Raw genomic sequence first — 16904 nt, 5'->3', positions numbered from 1 at the left:
AACTTTCATGAAGAAATTTGTGGAAGAATTAAAAAAATTATTATTTTAGGAGGGTATTGATTTATGAGGAAAAAATGGTTAGCGCTGGCATTGTCTATGGCTATGGTAGTTGGTTCAATTACCGGATGTGGCGGAAGTGACAGCAACAAGGATGCAAGTAATTCATCAAAGAGCAACGATTCAGCAAAAGTGGAAACCGTAGCTGATGGTGGCGGAAAAGTTCTTAACATTTATGTTTGGAACACAGAGTTCAAAGAGCGTTTTGAAAAGTATTATCCGGATTACAACAAAGATACACAGAGTATCGGTGATGTAAAAGTTAAATTCGTGACAAACACAAACGAAGGTGGTGTTTATCAGAAGAAACTGGATGCTGCTTTGAAAAAACAGGACAGCGCAAGTGCAGATGACAAAATTGATATGTTCCTCTGCGAGATGGATTATGTAAACAAGTACACGAATACAGACATGGCTCTTGATATTAAATCACTTGGACTTACCGATGATGATTTGAGCCAGATGTATGATTACACAAAACAGGCTGCTACAAAGAGTGATGGTACTCTTCGTGCTGTTTCATGGCAGGGATGTCCTGGTGGATTTGTTTATCGTCGTTCTATCGCAAAAGAAGTATTTGGAACAGATGATATCGAAAAGATTCAGGAGCAGGTATCTGACTGGGATAAGTTCGCAGCAGCAGCTGAGACTTTGAAGGGCAAAGGATACAAGATGCTTTCCGGTTATGATGATGCACTTCGTGTATACTCAAACAACGTAAGCCAGAAATGTGTAAATGATGAAGGTGTTATCCAGATTGACCCATCCATCGAAAAATGGATTGACACAACAAAAGAGTATACTGACAAAGGTTACAACAACGGAACAAGCCTTTGGGCTGAAGAGTGGACTGCTGACATGGGCAAAGATAGTAAAGTATTTGGTTACTTCATGCCTGCATGGGGCATTAACTTCTCCATGGCAGAAGGATCCGGTGCTAAGAAAAATGATGACGGTACCTTTACACCGGGCGGAAGTTACGGTGACTGGGCTGTAGTAACCGGACCACAGTCATTCAACTGGGGCGGTTCCTTCATCTGTGGAGCAGCTGGAACAGATAATGCAAAATTGGTTGCAGACATCATGAAGAAACTCTGCTGTGACAAAGACATCATGTTCAACATCAGCAAAGACACTTCAGACTTCGTAAACAACAAGGCAGCAAACAAAAAGCTGGAAGAGGAAAATGTAACATCTGACTTCCTTGGTGGACAGTCTCTTGTAAAAGCTTTAAGTTCAGCAGCTGACAACATCAATTGCAGCAACGTATCTCCTTATGACCAGATGTACATCGAAAGCTTGATGGCTAAGATGAAAGATTACTATCAGGGTAAAGTAAGCAAAGAGAAAGCAATTGACAACTTCAAGAACGAGGTAATCAAGAGTTATCCGGATTTGAAAAAATAATGGGTAACAGCTTAGAAACGAATTAGTTTTCTGGCGGGACGGGGTGCCCCTGTCCCGCCATTTTTATCAAAAGGTAAGGGGGATTTTATGGCTGGAAAGAAAGATGTGACGGCGTATAAACGTCCGCACAAATTAAAGTATGGCAAATGGGGCCTGATTTTTATCCTTCCGTTTTTCATTTGCTATGGTATATTTCAGTTATATCCGTTGATTGCAACATTTTATCGAAGCTTTTTTCATGACAAAACGGATATTTTCCTAAATAGTGTATTTGAGTTTGCCGGGTTTGAAAATTATATCGACCTTTTTACCAAATATGATATTGTAAAATATTTTGGTAATACGATGTTATTGTGGCTGCTTGGATTTATTCCGCAGATTATTGTATCATTGCTTTTTGCATCTTGGTTTACTGACATTCGATTAAAATTGAAAGGTACTGGTGCGGTTAAGGTTATTTTGTATTTACCGAATATGCTGATGGCCTCATCCATAGCAGTATTGTTTGGTAAACTATTTGCAGTAACCGGACCAATCAATCATATATTAGGAACGTCCATTCACTTTTTGGAAAATGAGTGGGGCATTCGTTTAATCATTGCCTTTATCAACTTCCTGATGTGGACGGGTAATACGACCATCCTTCTGATGGCAGGTATTATGGGAATTGACCCAGCTCTTTATGAAGCGTCTGCAATTGATGGTGCGAGTGCGAAACAGCAGTTTCGACGGATTACCATGCCGATGCTGAAACCAATTATGTTGTACGTTATGATTACTTCCATGATTGGTGGTTTGCAGTTGTTCGATATTCCGAACCTGATTGTAAACCGTGGTGGTACAAATGGCGTGGCTTCGACTGTTGTTATGGATATCAGTACGAGAATCAACTCATCACAGGGTGACATGGGTGTTGCCGGTGCTGAATCCGTTGTATTGTTCTTGGCTGCCGGTCTGATTGGAATCTTTATGTTCCGTATCATGCAAAGTGATGAGGATAAGGAAATAAAGGCTCGTAAAAAAGCAGAACGAAAAGCCAGAAAACAGGCAAAGGGGGTGCAGTAAATGGCAAAATATGCAAATTTGTCAGCGGACGAAATCCGCGGTCACCGTATGCTTGTCTTTCGTCGAACGGTTGCCTATATTGTTTTGATATTGGTATGTATTATCTGTATCTTTCCGTTTGTTATGCTCTTGGTAAATACAACAAAAGATACATCGACATTAAAAACGACATTTAGCCTGCTTCCGGGCGGTGATTTTGTCAGAAACTTTACGAATGCAATTAACGAGACAAAAGTAGCGGTTCTGCATTCGATGTTTAACTCATTAATTGTAGCAGTGATTTCATGTGTTACCAGTGTGTATATTGCGACACTTACTGCTTACGGATTATATGCTTACAATTTCCGCTTAAAAAAGGCAGCATTTGTGTTCATCATGGTTATCCTTATGGTGCCGACACAGGTTTCTGCACTCGGTTTTGTGGAAATGATGGATGCATGGGGAATTAAAGATTCATTTATTCCTTTGATTTTCCCTACCTTGGCATCTCCGGCAGTATTCTTCTTTATCAAACAGTATATGGAGAGTTCACTGCCACTTGAAATTGTGGAAGCCGGTCGAATTGACGGTGGACATGAATTTTACATCTTTAACTTTGTCGTTATGCCGATTTTGAAACCGGCATTGGCGGTGCAGATGATTTTTCAATTTGTTGCTTCTTGGAATAACTATTTCCTGCCACAGTTATTGATGGATAACAGTAGTGAAAATGCTACACTTCCATTGGTTGTGGCAAGTTTGCAGGCAGAAGCTTATCTGACGGATTTGGGCGAGATTTATATGATACTTGGTTTCGCAATTATTCCGTTGATTGTTGTATACTTGTGTCTGTCAAAATTTATTATTCGTGGTGTTGCCCTTGGCTCTGTAAAGGGTTGATGACAATCAGAAAACAAAAAGTGCTTGCGTAGAAATAAAAGTAGGATCGGTGCGATATAGAATTTTTGTATGAGTTCTCTGTATCGCATCGATTTTATTTTATGATAAAAAACTTTACTATTTTGTTAAAGAATGATAAAATTTATCAGTAGGTATAATTATTGGGAAATGAGAATACCAACAATTTTTTTTTAGCCGAAAGGAGAAGGAATGTGAACGAACAGCAGCAACAAAAACTGGACGAAATTCTGAAAAAACATGAGTATAAAAGCAATCTTGTGATTGCGATTATGCAGGACGTTCAGAAAGAGTATCACTATCTTCCGGAAGAGGCATTATGTTATATTGCCAAAGAGTTGAAGATGAGTGAGGCGAAGATTTATGGGGTAGCGACATTTTATGAGAACTTTTCTTTGGAACCAAAGGGTAAATTTGTCATTAAAATATGTGACGGTACAGCATGCCACGTACGAAAATCAGTGCCGATTTTGGAAGAGTTTCGTAAAACGCTTGGGGTTACACAAGAAAAGCCAACTTCTGATGATATGCTTTTTACTGTTGAAACGGTATCTTGTCTGGGAGCCTGTGGTCTGGCACCGGTATGTACGGTAAATGACCATGTGCATCCATCCATGACACCTGAAAAGGCGCGGGAACTTATTAAGCAGTTAAAGGAGGAGGCAGCGAATGAAAATTAAGAATCGTGAGGAACTGATTGCGAAGCAAGAGGAATATCGTGCTTCTTTAAACAGTCAGAGAAAACAAATCCTGATTTGTGCCGGAACCGGCTGCGTAGCCGGAGGCTCATTAGAGATTTACGCAAAAATGAAAGATATCATTGAGGGCAAAGGATTGAAATGTGCTCTTGTTCTGGAAAAAGATCCGCATGGAGACAGCATTGGATTAAAAAAGAGCGGCTGTCACGGTTTTTGTGAGATGGGACCGCTTCTTCGTATCGAGCCGATGGGATGGCTGTACATAAAAGTGAGTCTTGATGATTGCGAAGAAATTATCGAAAAATCCATTATTGGAGACGAAGTTATTGACCGTTTGGTGTACAAAGACCAGGAGGGAAATCCATATGTGAAACAGGAGGATATTCCGTTTTACAAGCAGCAGACTCGTATTGCGCTTGAGTACTGCGGACATATTAATGCGGAAAGTATTGCTGAGTATTTGGCTCTTGGCGGCTATAGTGCCGTGGCAAAAGCTTTATTTGATATGACGCCTCAGGGCATTGTCGATGAGATTACGGAGTCCTGCCTGCGTGGACGCGGAGGCGGTGGATTCCCTGCAGGAAGAAAATGGCAGCAGGTGTTAGACCAGAAGGAAGAAGAAAAATATATTGTTTGTAACGGTGACGAGGGTGACCCGGGGGCCTTTATGGATCGTTCCATGATGGAAGGTGAGCCGCATCGTGTGATTGAAGGTATGCTGATTGCTGCGATTGCGACGGGTGCGCATCACGGCTACATTTATGTGCGTGCAGAGTATCCGCTTGCCGTTGAGAGACTTCAGACAGCTATTGATAAGGCAATGGACCGCGGACTGTTAGGAAAAGATATTTTGGGTTCCGGTTTTGATTTTGATTTACATATCAGCCAGGGAGCCGGTGCATTTGTCTGTGGTGAGGGAAGTGCGCTGACAACATCAATTGAAGGAAACCGCGGTATGCCGCGCGTGAAACCACCAAGAACGGTAGAGCATGGTTTGTTTGACAAGCCAACAGTTTTAAATAATGTTGAAACATTTTGTAATGTACCGCCGATTCTGTTAAATGGTGCGAAATGGTATCAGGGCTATGGTCCGGCAAACAACCATGGCACGAAAGCATTTGCCCTTACCGGCAATGTACAGAATACTGGGTTGATTGAGGTGCCAATGGGAACGACGCTGCGTGAAGTTATTTTTGATATTGGCGGCGGTGTCAAAGGTGGTGCTTTTAAAGCGGTTCAGATTGGCGGACCATCCGGCGGATGTCTGTGTATCAGTGCGACAGAAGATCATTTGGATATGAAACTGGATTTTGATTCGCTGAAAAAAGTAGGTGCCATGATTGGTTCCGGCGGCCTTGTTGTTATGAATGATAAGAGTTGCATGGTTGAAGTGGCACGTTTCTTTATGAATTTTACCCAGAATGAATCTTGTGGTAAATGTGTGCCGTGCCGTGAGGGAACAAAGCGTATGCTTGAACTGCTTACGGATATCACCGAGGGGCGCGGAACGATGGAGCATATAGAGTTGTTGGAAACATTGGCGGAGACCGTTTCGGCAACGGCACTTTGTGGTCTCGGTAAAACAGCCGCTTCACCGGTTGTATCAACGCTTAAGTATTTCCGTGACGAATACATTGCTCATGTAGTGGATAAAAAATGTCCGGCAGGCCAGTGTAAAGCATTGACAAGCCTTCAGATTGACCCTGAACTTTGTAAGGGCTGTACCAAATGTGCAAGAATGTGTCCGGTAGGTGCAATTTCCGGAAACGTAAAAGAGCCGCATGTGATTGACACGACAAAATGTATTAAATGCGGTGCATGTAAAGATGGATGTAACTTTGGTGCAGTGAAGGAGGTGTAACAATGGCTGAGAAAAAATATATGATAATTGACGGCATTCGTGCCGAGTTTACGGATGAAAAAAATATTTTGCAGGTCATTCATAAAGTGGGGATTCATGTACCGACTTTTTGTTATTATTCGGATATGTCCATTTATGGTGCCTGCCGTATGTGTGTGGTAGAAGATGAGAGAGGAGGTATTATTGCTTCCTGTTCGACGCCGCCGAAAAATAAAATGGTAATTAAAACAAATACCGGTCGTCTGCATGATTACCGTAAGATGATTCTGGAACTTTTACTGGCATCTCATTGCAGAGATTGTACCGTATGTGAGAAAAATGGAAACTGCCGTTTGCAGATGTTAGCTGCCCGCTTCCGTCTGACGGATGTGAGATTTCCGAATACGCATCCGGAGCGGATGATTGACGATTCTTCGCTTTCAATTGTGCGCGACCCAAGCAAATGTATTTTATGTGGTGACTGTGTGCGTATGTGTAACGAAGTGCAGCATGTGGGAGCAATTGATTTTGCAAACCGTGGTGCCAATATGGTTGTCACACCGGCATTTAACCGAAAAATTGCTGAGACAGATTGTGTCAACTGCGGACAGTGTGCAGCCGTTTGTCCGACGGCGGCAATTACCATAAAGAAAGATTTAAAACAAGTTTGGCAGGCTTTGTATGCTCCGAATAAGCGTGTTGTTGCACAGGTTGCACCAGCGGTTCGTGTTGCGATTGGCGAAGAGTTTGGCTTAAAACCAGGCAAAAACTCAATTGGTAAAATTTATACCGCACTTCGTATGTGTGGATTTGATACTGTGTTCGACACAAGTGTAGCAGCTGATTTAACAATTGTGGAAGAGGCAGCAGAGCTTGTACGCAAATTGGAAAATGGCGAAAATACATATCCAAACGGAAATAAATATCCATTATTTACTTCCTGCTGTCCGGGCTGGGTCCGCTTTGTGGAGACAAAACACCGTGACATGCTTCCTTACGTTTCTACATGCAAGTCGCCAATGGAAATGTTTGGTGCGGTAATTAAAGAATACTATAAACCGGCAGATAAAGAATCCGGTCTAGAGACAGTATCGGTTGCGGTTATGCCATGTGTGGCAAAGAAATATGAGGCGGCCAGAGACGAATTTAAGCGAAATGATGTGCCGGATGTGGATTATGTAATCACAACCAAAGAACTGATTCTTATGATTAAAGAGTTGGGAATCCAGTTTGATGAAATCGAGCCGAGTGCGCCGGATATGCCGTTTAGCATTTACTCCGGAGCAGGCGTTATTTTCGGCGTAACCGGTGGTGTAACAGAAGCAGCACTCCGTCATGTGGCAGCACAGGACAATGAGACGATGCGCCAGTTAGAGTATACTGGTATCCGTGGCCTCGAAGGCGTCAAAGTGGCAGAGGTTGAAATCGGCGAAAAAACACTGCGAATCGGCGTTGTAAACGGTCTTGGAAATGCGGATAACCTGATTGAAAAGATTCGTTCCGGTGAAGAACATTTTGATTTTGTTGAGGTTATGGCGTGTCCATATGGATGTATCGGCGGTGCCGGTCAGCCATTTGGCTATCAGTCCGTCAAACAGGAACGCTCTACCGGAATGTATAAAGCAGACAAATCTGCGATTATTAAACGCTCCGGCGAAAATCCGGTCGTGAGCCAGCTCTACGAAAATGGAGTCTTGAAAGGAAGAAGCCACGAACTTCTGCATGTAAATTATTTGAAAGCGGAAGAGTAAGGAAAAAGTAAGGAAATAGAAAAAGCCCATTCGTCTTGAGAGAGGATAATGTTTGTCTCTTGCGGATGGGCTTTTGTCGTTGATTCACATTTTGTTATGTGGTAGTATAATTATCATATTGTAAATTTATTATTTGAATTACTAAGTTGGTTTTATGAGCGGATTTGTTGGTAAAGATATAAGGGGATAGTAGTTGATTGGAGGCGGACATTGTGAAACAGGAGATATTAAATCAGTTGGAACTGAAGGAAAACCATGAGTATGAGTGTAAACTTGCTGCAAATGGTCTTCCGGTAAGTATATGGGAGACATATTCCTCTTTTGCAAATACAGATGGTGGAACAGATACCGAAGTATTAGATAATATGGCGTTGGATGCGTTGAATACAGATACTATCAAGGGATATCGGATTGTATTTGAACAATTGCATCAAGGACATCCGTGGAATTTACTTGAAAACGATGAATTTTTAATGAAACTGCGGGCCGTTGCCAAAAATAATAAAGGGGAACTGTCTCCAACTATCGCAGGCTTGTTGTTTTTTGGAGATGCTTATCGGATAACAGAAGTATTTCCAAATTATTTTTTAGACTATCGCGAAGAAAGTGAGGATAAATCTGTTAGATGGTTGTTTCGGACACATTCTGATGAAGGAGATTGGAGCGGTAATCTTTATGATTTTTACTATAAAGTAATTAATCGGATCGATGATGATATTGCAGTACCTTTTGTAAACCGCAAGGATGGATACCGGGTGGATCGTGTAGATGTGCATGCGGCATTAGGAGAGGCTGTGGCAAATGCTTTGGCACATTCCAATTATTACGAAAGACGAGGTGTGGTTGTCGTTAAGAAGGGAAAAGAGATAACGATTTCAAATCCGGGAACCATACGAATCACAAAAGAGGAATTTTATGCGGGAGGAAATAGCGATCCTAGAAACCCGAATATTTTGAAGATGTTTGGGTTTGTCAATGTTGGTGAGCGTGCCGGCAGTGGAGTTGATAAGATTATGACTGCATGGAAAGAGCAGAACTGGAAAAAACCTGAATTTGATTTTTCGGTTCGCGCAGACCGTGTCACTTTAAAGTTAGAAGTTGGACAGGTTGTATATATTCCGGGGGCAGCAGATTTGCGCGTGGAAGAACAAACGTTAGAACAAAAAATGTCATTGTTGAGTGAAAAAGAAGAAGCCATTCTGCACTATATTTTTGAACGTGGCAGCATAAGTACAGGAAAGGCGGCAGAAGTGTGTGGATATAAGTCAAGAACTTCCGCTAGAAAGGTGATTGATGAGATGGTAGAGAAGGGCTATATCGTAAAAAACGGAAAAGGAGCAAGTGTTCGATATAGTATTTGCGGTGAAAAAGTGGTCAAAAAGTGACCATTTACTGGTCATTTTATAAAAAAGTGGTCATTTACTGGTCAATATCGAACACTTTTGTCAGGTGTGGTGGGATGAGGACAGTTGCTAATCTTTTAGGATTCCAGTAAATCAGTAGAAAGACTTTGTGACTCGTGGGTTTTGAGTACGTCGGTATGTGGCACTGGTAGTTTCAGTGCCCATACCGCTACGTACTCAATGAACGGGAGTGCCCACGAGACGCAAAGCCTTTCTACTTATTTATGGAACCAAAAAAATTAACACCACCTCCTTCCCCTTTACTTTTCCAGGCAAACATAGTAAAATATTTTGCATAAAAGCACTCTAGGAGAGAAGGAGATTTAAGATGCAGTTTGACCATCTGTCGTATGGAGATTTTAATCCCCATCTTTTATATATTGGGAAAAAGGTGCCGGAGGTCAGTGGGGAGGACCATAGCCATGACTATTTGGAACTGACTTATATTTTGTCGGGGAAGGCAAGATACTACATAGAAGGAAAAGAATATTTATTGCAGCCGGGGGATTTGTTAGTGGGAAATCCGGGGCTTGTGCATCGTTTTGAACTGCGAAAAGGGGAAAAACCGCCCATTGAAGTGTATATCGGATTAAGTAATTTTCATTTCCAGGATATGCCGCCACAGTCGTTAATTTTGCCGGATGGAGCACCGGTGCTGCGGTGCAAGGCAGAGTTGAAGCAGGACTTAAACCAGTTGGTGCAGACAATGATTTCCGAAACCAAAATCCAGCAGAATGGGCAGTATTTCATGATAAAAGCCTATATGGTGCAGATGTTAGTATTGATTCTCAGGCAGATACATGGTGAAGAAAAGCAGGAAAATCATGGATTTGTTTTTGAATCCCGCAGTAAGGGCTACGTGGTAAAACGAATTATTGCGTACATGAATGAGAACTATGCTTCTCATATTTCACTTGACCAGATTGCGGCGAATATGTATTTGAGTCCGGTATATATTTCAAAGATTTTCAAAGAAGAGACGGGAGAGTCGCCGATTCGGTATTTGATAAAAATCCGGCTGGAAAAGGCAAAGGAAATATTAGAAAAAGAAAATTGCGGAAGTGTGCGCAATGTATCGCTGGCTGTGGGATATGAAGATGTGTATTATTTTAGTAAATTATTCAAGAAATATTATGGAATTGCCCCTGTTTACTACAAAAGACAGGCGCAAAAAGAGAATGGAAAGGAGATAAAATAACGTGAAACATTATAGTTTTTTGCTTATTTTGTTTATGGCACTTTGTTTAAGTTTGGGAAACGGAAACAAAGCGCAGGCGGGTTCTTTGCAGACTAAAGGTGTCTGGGTGTCCTGCTTTGAGTTCGAGGAACTTGGTTTGAAAGATAAAACAGAGGCGCAGTTTCGTGCCAATGCCAATAAAATATTTGCAACAATTCGGGCGAACGGATGCAATACCGTTTATTTTCATGTAAGGGCTTATGATGATGCAATCTATCCGTCTTCTGTGGCAGGATTTAGTAAGTACATATCTTCGGATGGAAAAGCACCGGAGTATGATCCTTTGAAAATATTGGTTTCTCTTGCGCATTCACACAAATTAAAAATTCATGCATGGATGAATCCGTACCGGGTTTCGTCGACGAAAATTCTTGACCCGGCAAGTGAAACGACAACAGCACGAATTGTCAACCAGGTAAAGGAAATTATTAACCGGTATGCAGTGGATGGCATTCACTTTGATGATTATTTTTATCCGACCAATATAAAAAAATACAAGAAGGTGCCGGCTGCAACACGGCGTCAAAATGTAAATGTGATGGTTCGGAAAGTTTATCAGACGGTAAAGCAGAAAAAGAAATCGTTGAAGTTTGGTATCAGCCCTGCCGGTGATATTACATATTGTGAAAAAATCGGGGCGGATGTCAGGATGTGGCTTTCTCAAAGCGGTTATGTGGATTATATAATTCCGCAGATTTATTGGTCGAATAACTATATTATGAGCGGTAAAAAAACAGCATTGTTTAATGAGCGTCTGGCAAAGTGGCGTGAAATTAACAAACGTGACGTACCAATGTATGTAGGGCTTGCCCTTTATAAGACCGGCTATTCATTAAAAGAAGATCCGGGCTGGAAGAAATCATCCGGCAACATTGCCTCACAGATTCGCCTGATTCGAAGTGGTAATACAGAAGGGTATGTATTTTTTGCTTACAAGGACTTGATTCGTTCGGGGGCAGCGAAAGAACTGAAAAAATATTATAAAGCAATCGGTAAAATAACGCTGAATAAGAAAAAGAAAACCCTTCGCACCGGTAAAAAATATCGGTTGAAGGCATCGTTCTGGCCGGCAAACCTACATGGTAAAATTAAGTGGAAATCATCCAATAAAAAGATTGCCAGTGTATCGAAAAAGGGGATTGTAAAGGCAAAGAAAAAAGGAACAGTCCGCATTTATGCGACTTATGGCACGATGAAAAAATCGTGTAAAATTATTGTGAAGAAGAAAAGAAAGTAAAGGAGAGCATTTTGGTAGCTTGGTTTGACAGCGTAATTCTTAATTGGTTTCAGTCAATACAGAATGAGTTTTTAACTGTTTTGTTCAAGGCAATCACATTCCTTGGAGAGGGCGGTTTAATCTGGATTGCTTTGGGACTTTGTCTCATTGCTTATAAAAAGACGCGATGGGTTGGCATATCGGTTTTACTTGCGTTGTTATTTTCCCTTCTTGTTGGAAATGTGACTTTAAAACCATTGGTGGCAAGACCGAGACCGTGCTGGCGGAATTCGTTGGTTAATCTGCTGATTCAAAATCCAAAAGATTATTCATTTCCATCCGGACATGCCCTTTCCTCCTTTGCAGCGGCAATGGCAATCTTTATGAATCATCGAAAAATGGGTGTGGCAGCTCTTTTGTTCGCTTTTATTATGGGCTGTACAAGATTGTATTTTTATGTGCATTATCCAACAGATGTACTGGCGGGGATGCTCTTTGGTCTGATTCTTGGTTTTTTTGCTTATTGGATTGCCACAAAAGGCAGAAAAAAATGGGAGGAAAGAAGCCGTGCTTGAACTGGAAAAATTACAAAAATCTTATCGAAAAAATGAAGTTTTACGAGATGTTTCAATTACTGTAAAAGACGGAGAGAGTGTATGCTTTGTGGGTGCCAATGGAGCCGGAAAATCGACGCTTTTAAAAATTATAGTTGGTGCACTGAAGCCGGATGCAGGGACTATTTTGTGGAATGGAAAAGCGGTGGATGGAACATTTCTTTCGGAGCATGTCGGCTATGTGCCACAGGAAAATCCGTTATTTGAAGATTTAACAGTAAAAGACAATTTGGAATTATGGTATGCAAATGATAAAGCAAGTTTGCAGAAAGATTTGGAAGATGGGTGGTTATTTTATTTTGGTATGCATAAAATCTATAAAAAACCGGTTAAAAAGTTATCCGGAGGCATGAAAAAAAGACTCAGTATCTGTTGTGCACTGGCTGGTGACCCGGATGTTTTAGTAATGGATGAGCCGGGAGCAGCATTGGATTTAATGGCGAAGAACGAAATCCTTCGATTGATAAAGGATTTTACAAGGAAAGGAAAAAGTGTTATAATAACATCTCATGAGATGTCTGAAATCACGTTTTGCGATTCTTTATATGGAATCCGTGATGGTTGTACTGTCACATTGGATAAAGAGATAAACGGTTTTGAACTCACGGAATGGATTCAAGGCTGATTATCATAGAAACAATTCAAAAAAGGAGCCTACCTATGTAGGGAAATGGAGGAAAAAATGGAAAAGAAGAAGAGTAAGGGGAAACTGATTGCGTTAATTATTGCAATCGTTGTTGTTGTCGGAGTCGTGACAACCGGAATTGTGCTGGCAGCTACCGGTACACTATTTGGTTCGACAAAGGAGAAGGCATTTGACCTTTTGAAACAGGCGCCGGAAAAGATGACACAGTCAGCAGTGAGCAAGCAGCTTGGACTTGATGAATTGTCAAAGGCTATGTTAGAAAAAGGAATGGATATCAACTACAAAATAAAAGATATCCAGTCATCAGATTCTTCCGTTGATTTGTCCGGTATGGAAATGGGTGCCGGTTTATCACTGGATGTAAATAACAAAAAAGCATCCGCAAAGATTGCCCTTTCCAAAGACGGAAGCCAGTTATCAGCAGAAGCCTATGGCTCATTAGAGGAAAAGAAAGCAGCATTTTCTCTGCCGGAGCTGATTCCAAACAAAACATTCAGCATTACAGCATCCGATAATGAGAGTCAGGAAGCCCTGAATAGTATTTCAGCTGTTTTAGCAGTGCTTCCGGATTTGCAGGAAACATTTTCTGATTTCTTAGAAGAGCAGGGAGATGCCTTGTATGACAGCACAGAATGTGAAAAGGCAGATAATGGTTATCAGATTAAGATTACAAAAGTTTCACTGGATGAGTTTGTAAATAAATTCCGTGATTATGTAAGCAGCCAGTCAGAGACACTCGGTAAGATTGAAGAAAAACTTGGTATGTCCAAAGGAACGATTGCCAGTGGCGTTGGTATGATTGTTCCACAGATTACATCTTACACACAGGATATTATTGTGACGGTAGAGGGCACGGACGGTAACTTGACAGGATTTAAAACCTCTGTGACGGTTGCCGGAGTTAAATTAGATATTCGTGGTGCATTTGTAGATAACGATGCCCAGAATACAGCAAATGTTGAGTTGTCCTTGGCACAGAATGGTTCTTCTATTGGAACAGTTACGTATAACCTTCAGGGTAAAAAAGGTGATGTATGCGAAGATACAATTAAAATGGTTGTTTCGAGCATGGGTACGGAAATTGCTTCAACAGAAGTAAAAGAATCCCTTGACACGAAGAATAATAATGCACTTACAATGTCTGCTTCCGTAAAATCGTATAATTCCGATGAGGTGAAAATGTCATGCAGCGGAAGTGTGAAAAACTTAGAAAAAGGTAAGAGTATTACCCTTGATTTTAAAGATGTATCGGTTGACCAGAGCGAAACAGGCACGAATACCTTTGGAATGGAATACTCATTTGCTGCTCTTGACGGTGAAGTAAAAATGCCTGCCGGTGAAGAACAGGTTGTGACAGCCGACACCCTACAGTCAACTTTGACTCAGTATCAGAGTGATGTGATGACTAATTTACAGAACATTTTAGGTAAATGGGGAATTAGTGATATCAGTTCCTTGTTCAGTCCATCTTCATCAAATCCATTAGGATTGAGTGATGCGGATACTTCTTTAACTACCGACAGTTATGATGGTAGCGATGATGACAGTTATACAGACAGTTATGAGGATGAAAATGACACTTTGTAATTCATACAAAATATGTTATCTTAAGAAAATGGCAAAGAGGACCGTTATGGTCCTCCCTGTCATTTTCTTGTCTATGGCGGTTCTTTTGACTGTATTTTTTGTTTGTTTGTCTGCAATTTCGGAAAACAGTAAAATACATATTGGAGTTGTTGTGCCGGAAAAAGGGTTTATGGAGCGAGGGTTACTTGAGTATGTCAGCAATATGGCAGACACGAAAGCCTTATGTGTGTTCCGGGAGCTGAGTGAGACAGAGGCAAAAGAGCAGTTGGATGAAGGAAAGGTGGCGGCTTATGTTACGCTGCCGGAAAATTTATTGGAGAAAATATATCGGAACGAAAAAACCTCCGTCCATATAACAACGGCTAAAACACCCACAATTGAAAGTGCATTGATGGAGGAACTGATGGATTCGGCAGTTTCTTTTGTGTTGACAGCAAAAGCCGGTGACTATGCAGCATATCAGTTATACGCAAAGTATGGCAGACAGGGAAGTATGAAGACTGTGGCGATGGATATGAACCGCAATTATATTCGTTTTGTGCTGCGGCAGGAAACTTTGTTTCACGAGAAAACAATAAAATCAGCTTCCGGAATGAATGATACTACGCGTATTTTTCTTGGAATTATGGTGACACTTTTGACTCTTATGGGGGCGATTTTGATTTCTCTGCGGGAGCGTCCGACAGCGTTATTGCTTGGCTTATTGAAAGGAAAGAAAATAAACCCGGTGGATACGCTTTTTTTTGATGTTTTGTTAAATGGCGGTGTTTTGTTTATCTGTATGACTGCCGGATTTTACGGATTTGCAGCCCTTTTAGGGGTAAAGGTGACAATGCTTAATATGTGCGGGATTGTCTTTGGTAGTTTTTGCGCGGCTTGTCTGTTTGCCTGTGTCGTTCCGTGCGGCAGGGCAAATGCCGGACAGATACTGTTTCTCTTTGTATTTGCTGTGGTGCAGTTTGTGCTGCTTGGCGGTGCATTTCCGGACTACATGCTGCCCAAAATTCTTGTAAGCATTGGGAAAATACTGCCGGGAGGAGTTTTTGTTGATTTGCTGCATGCAGAAATGAAAGGACAGATTTTTTCATCATCGCTTATTTATGTACTTATGTATGGAGTCTGCTTCTTTTGTCTTGCCTTGTGGCGCATGAAGAGAAAGAGGGGTGGCATCGCATGAGAATATGGATGAAAAAATATACCAAACGCTTTTTGTGCCAGAAATTCTTTTTGTTTCTGCTGATTGCCCTGCCTTTTTTTACTTATTTATATTCCTATGCGGTACATCAAAAGTCTACAAAAGTTAAAGTGGGAATTGTGGCAGACAAAGACAATGTGTTTGTTCGGGAAATTCAGGAGGAACTTCTTAGTAAAACCGGTATGATTACGTTTTGTGAAATATCTTCCGAAAAGGACATGATTCAAAAAATCCGAAAGGGAGATTTGACGTGTGGTTATGTGTTTCCGGATACACTTAAAAAGCAATATGAAAATGGACGGTATGAAAAATGCATTACGCAATACCGCTGTGGAGGAAATGCATTTTATTTGATTGCGAGAGAGGCGGTGATAAGTAGTGTATTCCGTGTGTACGGTAGACAGATGCTGGAGGATTACATCGCACAATCCGGGCTTTTTGAATCACATGAGATTCAAAAAGGGGAGATTTCGCAAAAATATAAGGATAATTTGGAAAAGCAGCAAACATTTACGATGGAAATAAACAAGCAGAACTTTGCAAAAAAACAGATGGGAGACTATCTTTTGGCACCGTTACATGGTGGTGTGGCTTTTTTGATTTTGCTTGCCGGATTCTGTGGGCTTGCTCTTTATCGAAAAGATTGTGGGAGACAGATTCCTTTTGCAGTTACTGGAAAATGGCGCAGAGAGATGTCGCTTTTTTCGATTGCGGTGCCGGTGGTTCTGATGACAATATCAGGAATTTTGTCCGAGATTTTATGCGGAGTTTCGTTTTTAACAATAAAAGAAATTGCTTCTCTACTGATTTATGATATAATAGTGGTACTGTTTTGTAATTTACTATCTGCAATTCGGGTAAAAGAAGGTGTCATTTGGCTCTTTGCGTTGTTTTACTTGTGTATCAGCGTATTGTTTACACCGGTATTTTTGAATTTGTCGGTGCTGATTCCGTGGGCGCATGTATTGTCATATTTTTGTCTGCCGTATTACTTTTTGAATGCAGCGTTTGGTGGCGTGTGGCAGATTTTTGAATTGATTTTCGTTGGTACCTTGCTTTTTTTAGTTAACATATGGAGAAGAAGGAGAGATTGTTATGGTTACGAATTGTGAGTTTTGTGCCTTTTACGTTTATGACGATGATGGCTATGCAGAGTGTGATGTCAATTTGGACGAAGATGAAATGGCAAGATTTTTAGGTTCATCGTATCAATCCTGTCCATATTATCAGACGGATGATGAATACAAAATAGTGAGAAAGCAGAATTAATTGGTAAATGAATTGTTAGGAG

15 protein-coding genes are annotated in these 16904 nt (G+C 41.0%); all 15 read left to right on the top strand.

The window, feature by feature from the left end:
• Positions 1 to 63: 63 nt before the first annotated feature.
• The 15 genes from DW005_RS09650 to DW005_RS13840 all read left to right on the top strand — a co-directional run bounded on the left by DW005_RS09650 (position 64) and on the right by DW005_RS13840 (position 16882).
• Positions 64 to 1464 carry a carbohydrate ABC transporter substrate-binding protein gene (locus DW005_RS09650; RefSeq protein ID WP_117479138.1) on the top strand — a complete coding sequence of 467 codons (1401 nt, stop codon included), beginning with the start codon at positions 64 to 66 and terminating at the stop codon, positions 1462 to 1464.
• 87 nt (positions 1465 to 1551) lie between these two features.
• Positions 1552 to 2529, top strand: a complete 978-nt coding sequence (locus DW005_RS09645; protein WP_117479137.1) for a sugar ABC transporter permease — start codon at positions 1552 to 1554, stop codon at positions 2527 to 2529.
• Positions 2530 to 3408, top strand: coding sequence for a carbohydrate ABC transporter permease (locus DW005_RS09640; RefSeq protein ID WP_022377115.1), 879 nt, complete (start codon positions 2530 to 2532; stop codon positions 3406 to 3408).
• Positions 3409 to 3620: 212 nt separating this feature from the next.
• Positions 3621 to 4106, top strand: a complete 486-nt coding sequence (locus DW005_RS09635; RefSeq protein WP_022377116.1) for an NAD(P)H-dependent oxidoreductase subunit E — start codon at positions 3621 to 3623, stop codon at positions 4104 to 4106.
• The gene (locus tag DW005_RS09630; protein ID WP_117479136.1) at positions 4096 to 5985 is read left to right on the top strand and encodes an NADH-quinone oxidoreductase subunit NuoF; all 1890 of its coding nucleotides are present in this window, start codon (positions 4096 to 4098) and stop codon (positions 5983 to 5985) included. Before DW005_RS09635 ends, DW005_RS09630 begins: the two co-directional genes overlap by 11 nt.
• Before the next feature lie 2 nt (positions 5986 to 5987).
• A complete protein-coding gene (locus DW005_RS09625; RefSeq protein WP_117479135.1) occupies positions 5988 to 7715 on the top strand; it encodes a [FeFe] hydrogenase, group A in 1728 nt (575 codons plus the stop codon).
• Positions 7716 to 7927: 212 nt separating this feature from the next.
• A complete protein-coding gene (locus DW005_RS09620) occupies positions 7928 to 9100 on the top strand; it encodes an ATP-binding protein (RefSeq protein WP_117479134.1) in 1173 nt (390 codons plus the stop codon).
• Between the two features lie 346 nt (positions 9101 to 9446).
• Positions 9447 to 10316, top strand: a complete 870-nt coding sequence (locus DW005_RS09615; RefSeq protein WP_117479133.1) for an AraC family transcriptional regulator — start codon at positions 9447 to 9449, stop codon at positions 10314 to 10316.
• Position 10317: 1 nt separating this feature from the next.
• Positions 10318 to 11592 carry a family 10 glycosylhydrolase gene (locus DW005_RS09610; protein ID WP_117479132.1) on the top strand — a complete coding sequence of 425 codons (1275 nt, stop codon included), beginning with the start codon at positions 10318 to 10320 and terminating at the stop codon, positions 11590 to 11592.
• Between the two features lie 11 nt (positions 11593 to 11603).
• The gene (locus DW005_RS09605) at positions 11604 to 12146 is read left to right on the top strand and encodes a phosphatase PAP2 family protein (RefSeq protein WP_181975016.1); all 543 of its coding nucleotides are present in this window, start codon (positions 11604 to 11606) and stop codon (positions 12144 to 12146) included.
• Entirely contained in the window at positions 12139 to 12810 is a 672-nt protein-coding gene (locus DW005_RS09600; protein WP_181975015.1) for an ATP-binding cassette domain-containing protein, read from the top strand. Before DW005_RS09605 ends, DW005_RS09600 begins: the two co-directional genes overlap by 8 nt.
• A gap of 57 nt (positions 12811 to 12867) precedes the next feature.
• A complete protein-coding gene (locus DW005_RS09595) occupies positions 12868 to 14418 on the top strand; it encodes a hypothetical protein (protein WP_117479129.1) in 1551 nt (516 codons plus the stop codon).
• The gene (locus DW005_RS09590) at positions 14369 to 15595 is read left to right on the top strand and encodes an ABC transporter permease (RefSeq protein WP_181975014.1); all 1227 of its coding nucleotides are present in this window, start codon (positions 14369 to 14371) and stop codon (positions 15593 to 15595) included. Before DW005_RS09595 ends, DW005_RS09590 begins: the two co-directional genes overlap by 50 nt.
• A complete protein-coding gene (locus DW005_RS09585; RefSeq protein WP_117479127.1) occupies positions 15592 to 16725 on the top strand; it encodes a hypothetical protein in 1134 nt (377 codons plus the stop codon). The genes DW005_RS09590 and DW005_RS09585 overlap by 4 nt, the downstream gene beginning before the upstream one ends.
• A complete protein-coding gene (locus DW005_RS13840) occupies positions 16709 to 16882 on the top strand; it encodes a DUF6472 family protein (protein ID WP_022377152.1) in 174 nt (57 codons plus the stop codon). Before DW005_RS09585 ends, DW005_RS13840 begins: the two co-directional genes overlap by 17 nt.
• Positions 16883 to 16904: the final 22 nt, after the last annotated feature.

The sequence above is a fragment of the Clostridium sp. AF36-4 genome (genome assembly GCF_003435975.1).
Lineage (GTDB): Bacteria > Bacillota > Clostridia > Lachnospirales > Lachnospiraceae > Eubacterium_F.
Note: the sequence above shows the minus strand (reverse complement) of the source record. Positions and strands in the feature narration are given on the sequence as shown.

Bases quoted from the DNA above. Each gene is read 5' to 3' on its own strand.
- DW005_RS09595 (WP_117479129.1), top strand. From the start codon at position 12,868: ATGGAAAAGAAGAAGAGTAAGGGGAAACTGATTGCGTTAATTATTGCA.
- DW005_RS09645 (WP_117479137.1), top strand. From the start codon at position 1,552: ATGGCTGGAAAGAAAGATGTGACGGCGTATAAACGTCCGCACAAATTA.
- DW005_RS09590 (WP_181975014.1), top strand. From the start codon at position 14,369: ATGATGACAGTTATACAGACAGTTATGAGGATGAAAATGACACTTTGT.
- DW005_RS09650 (WP_117479138.1), top strand. From the start codon at position 64: ATGAGGAAAAAATGGTTAGCGCTGGCATTGTCTATGGCTATGGTAGTT.
- DW005_RS09585 (WP_117479127.1), top strand. From the start codon at position 15,592: ATGAGAATATGGATGAAAAAATATACCAAACGCTTTTTGTGCCAGAAA.
- DW005_RS13840 (WP_022377152.1), top strand. From the start codon at position 16,709: ATGGTTACGAATTGTGAGTTTTGTGCCTTTTACGTTTATGACGATGAT.
- DW005_RS09625 (WP_117479135.1), top strand. From the start codon at position 5,988: ATGGCTGAGAAAAAATATATGATAATTGACGGCATTCGTGCCGAGTTT.
- DW005_RS09630 (WP_117479136.1), top strand. From the start codon at position 4,096: ATGAAAATTAAGAATCGTGAGGAACTGATTGCGAAGCAAGAGGAATAT.
- DW005_RS09615 (WP_117479133.1), top strand. From the start codon at position 9,447: ATGCAGTTTGACCATCTGTCGTATGGAGATTTTAATCCCCATCTTTTA.
- DW005_RS09640 (WP_022377115.1), top strand. From the start codon at position 2,530: ATGGCAAAATATGCAAATTTGTCAGCGGACGAAATCCGCGGTCACCGT.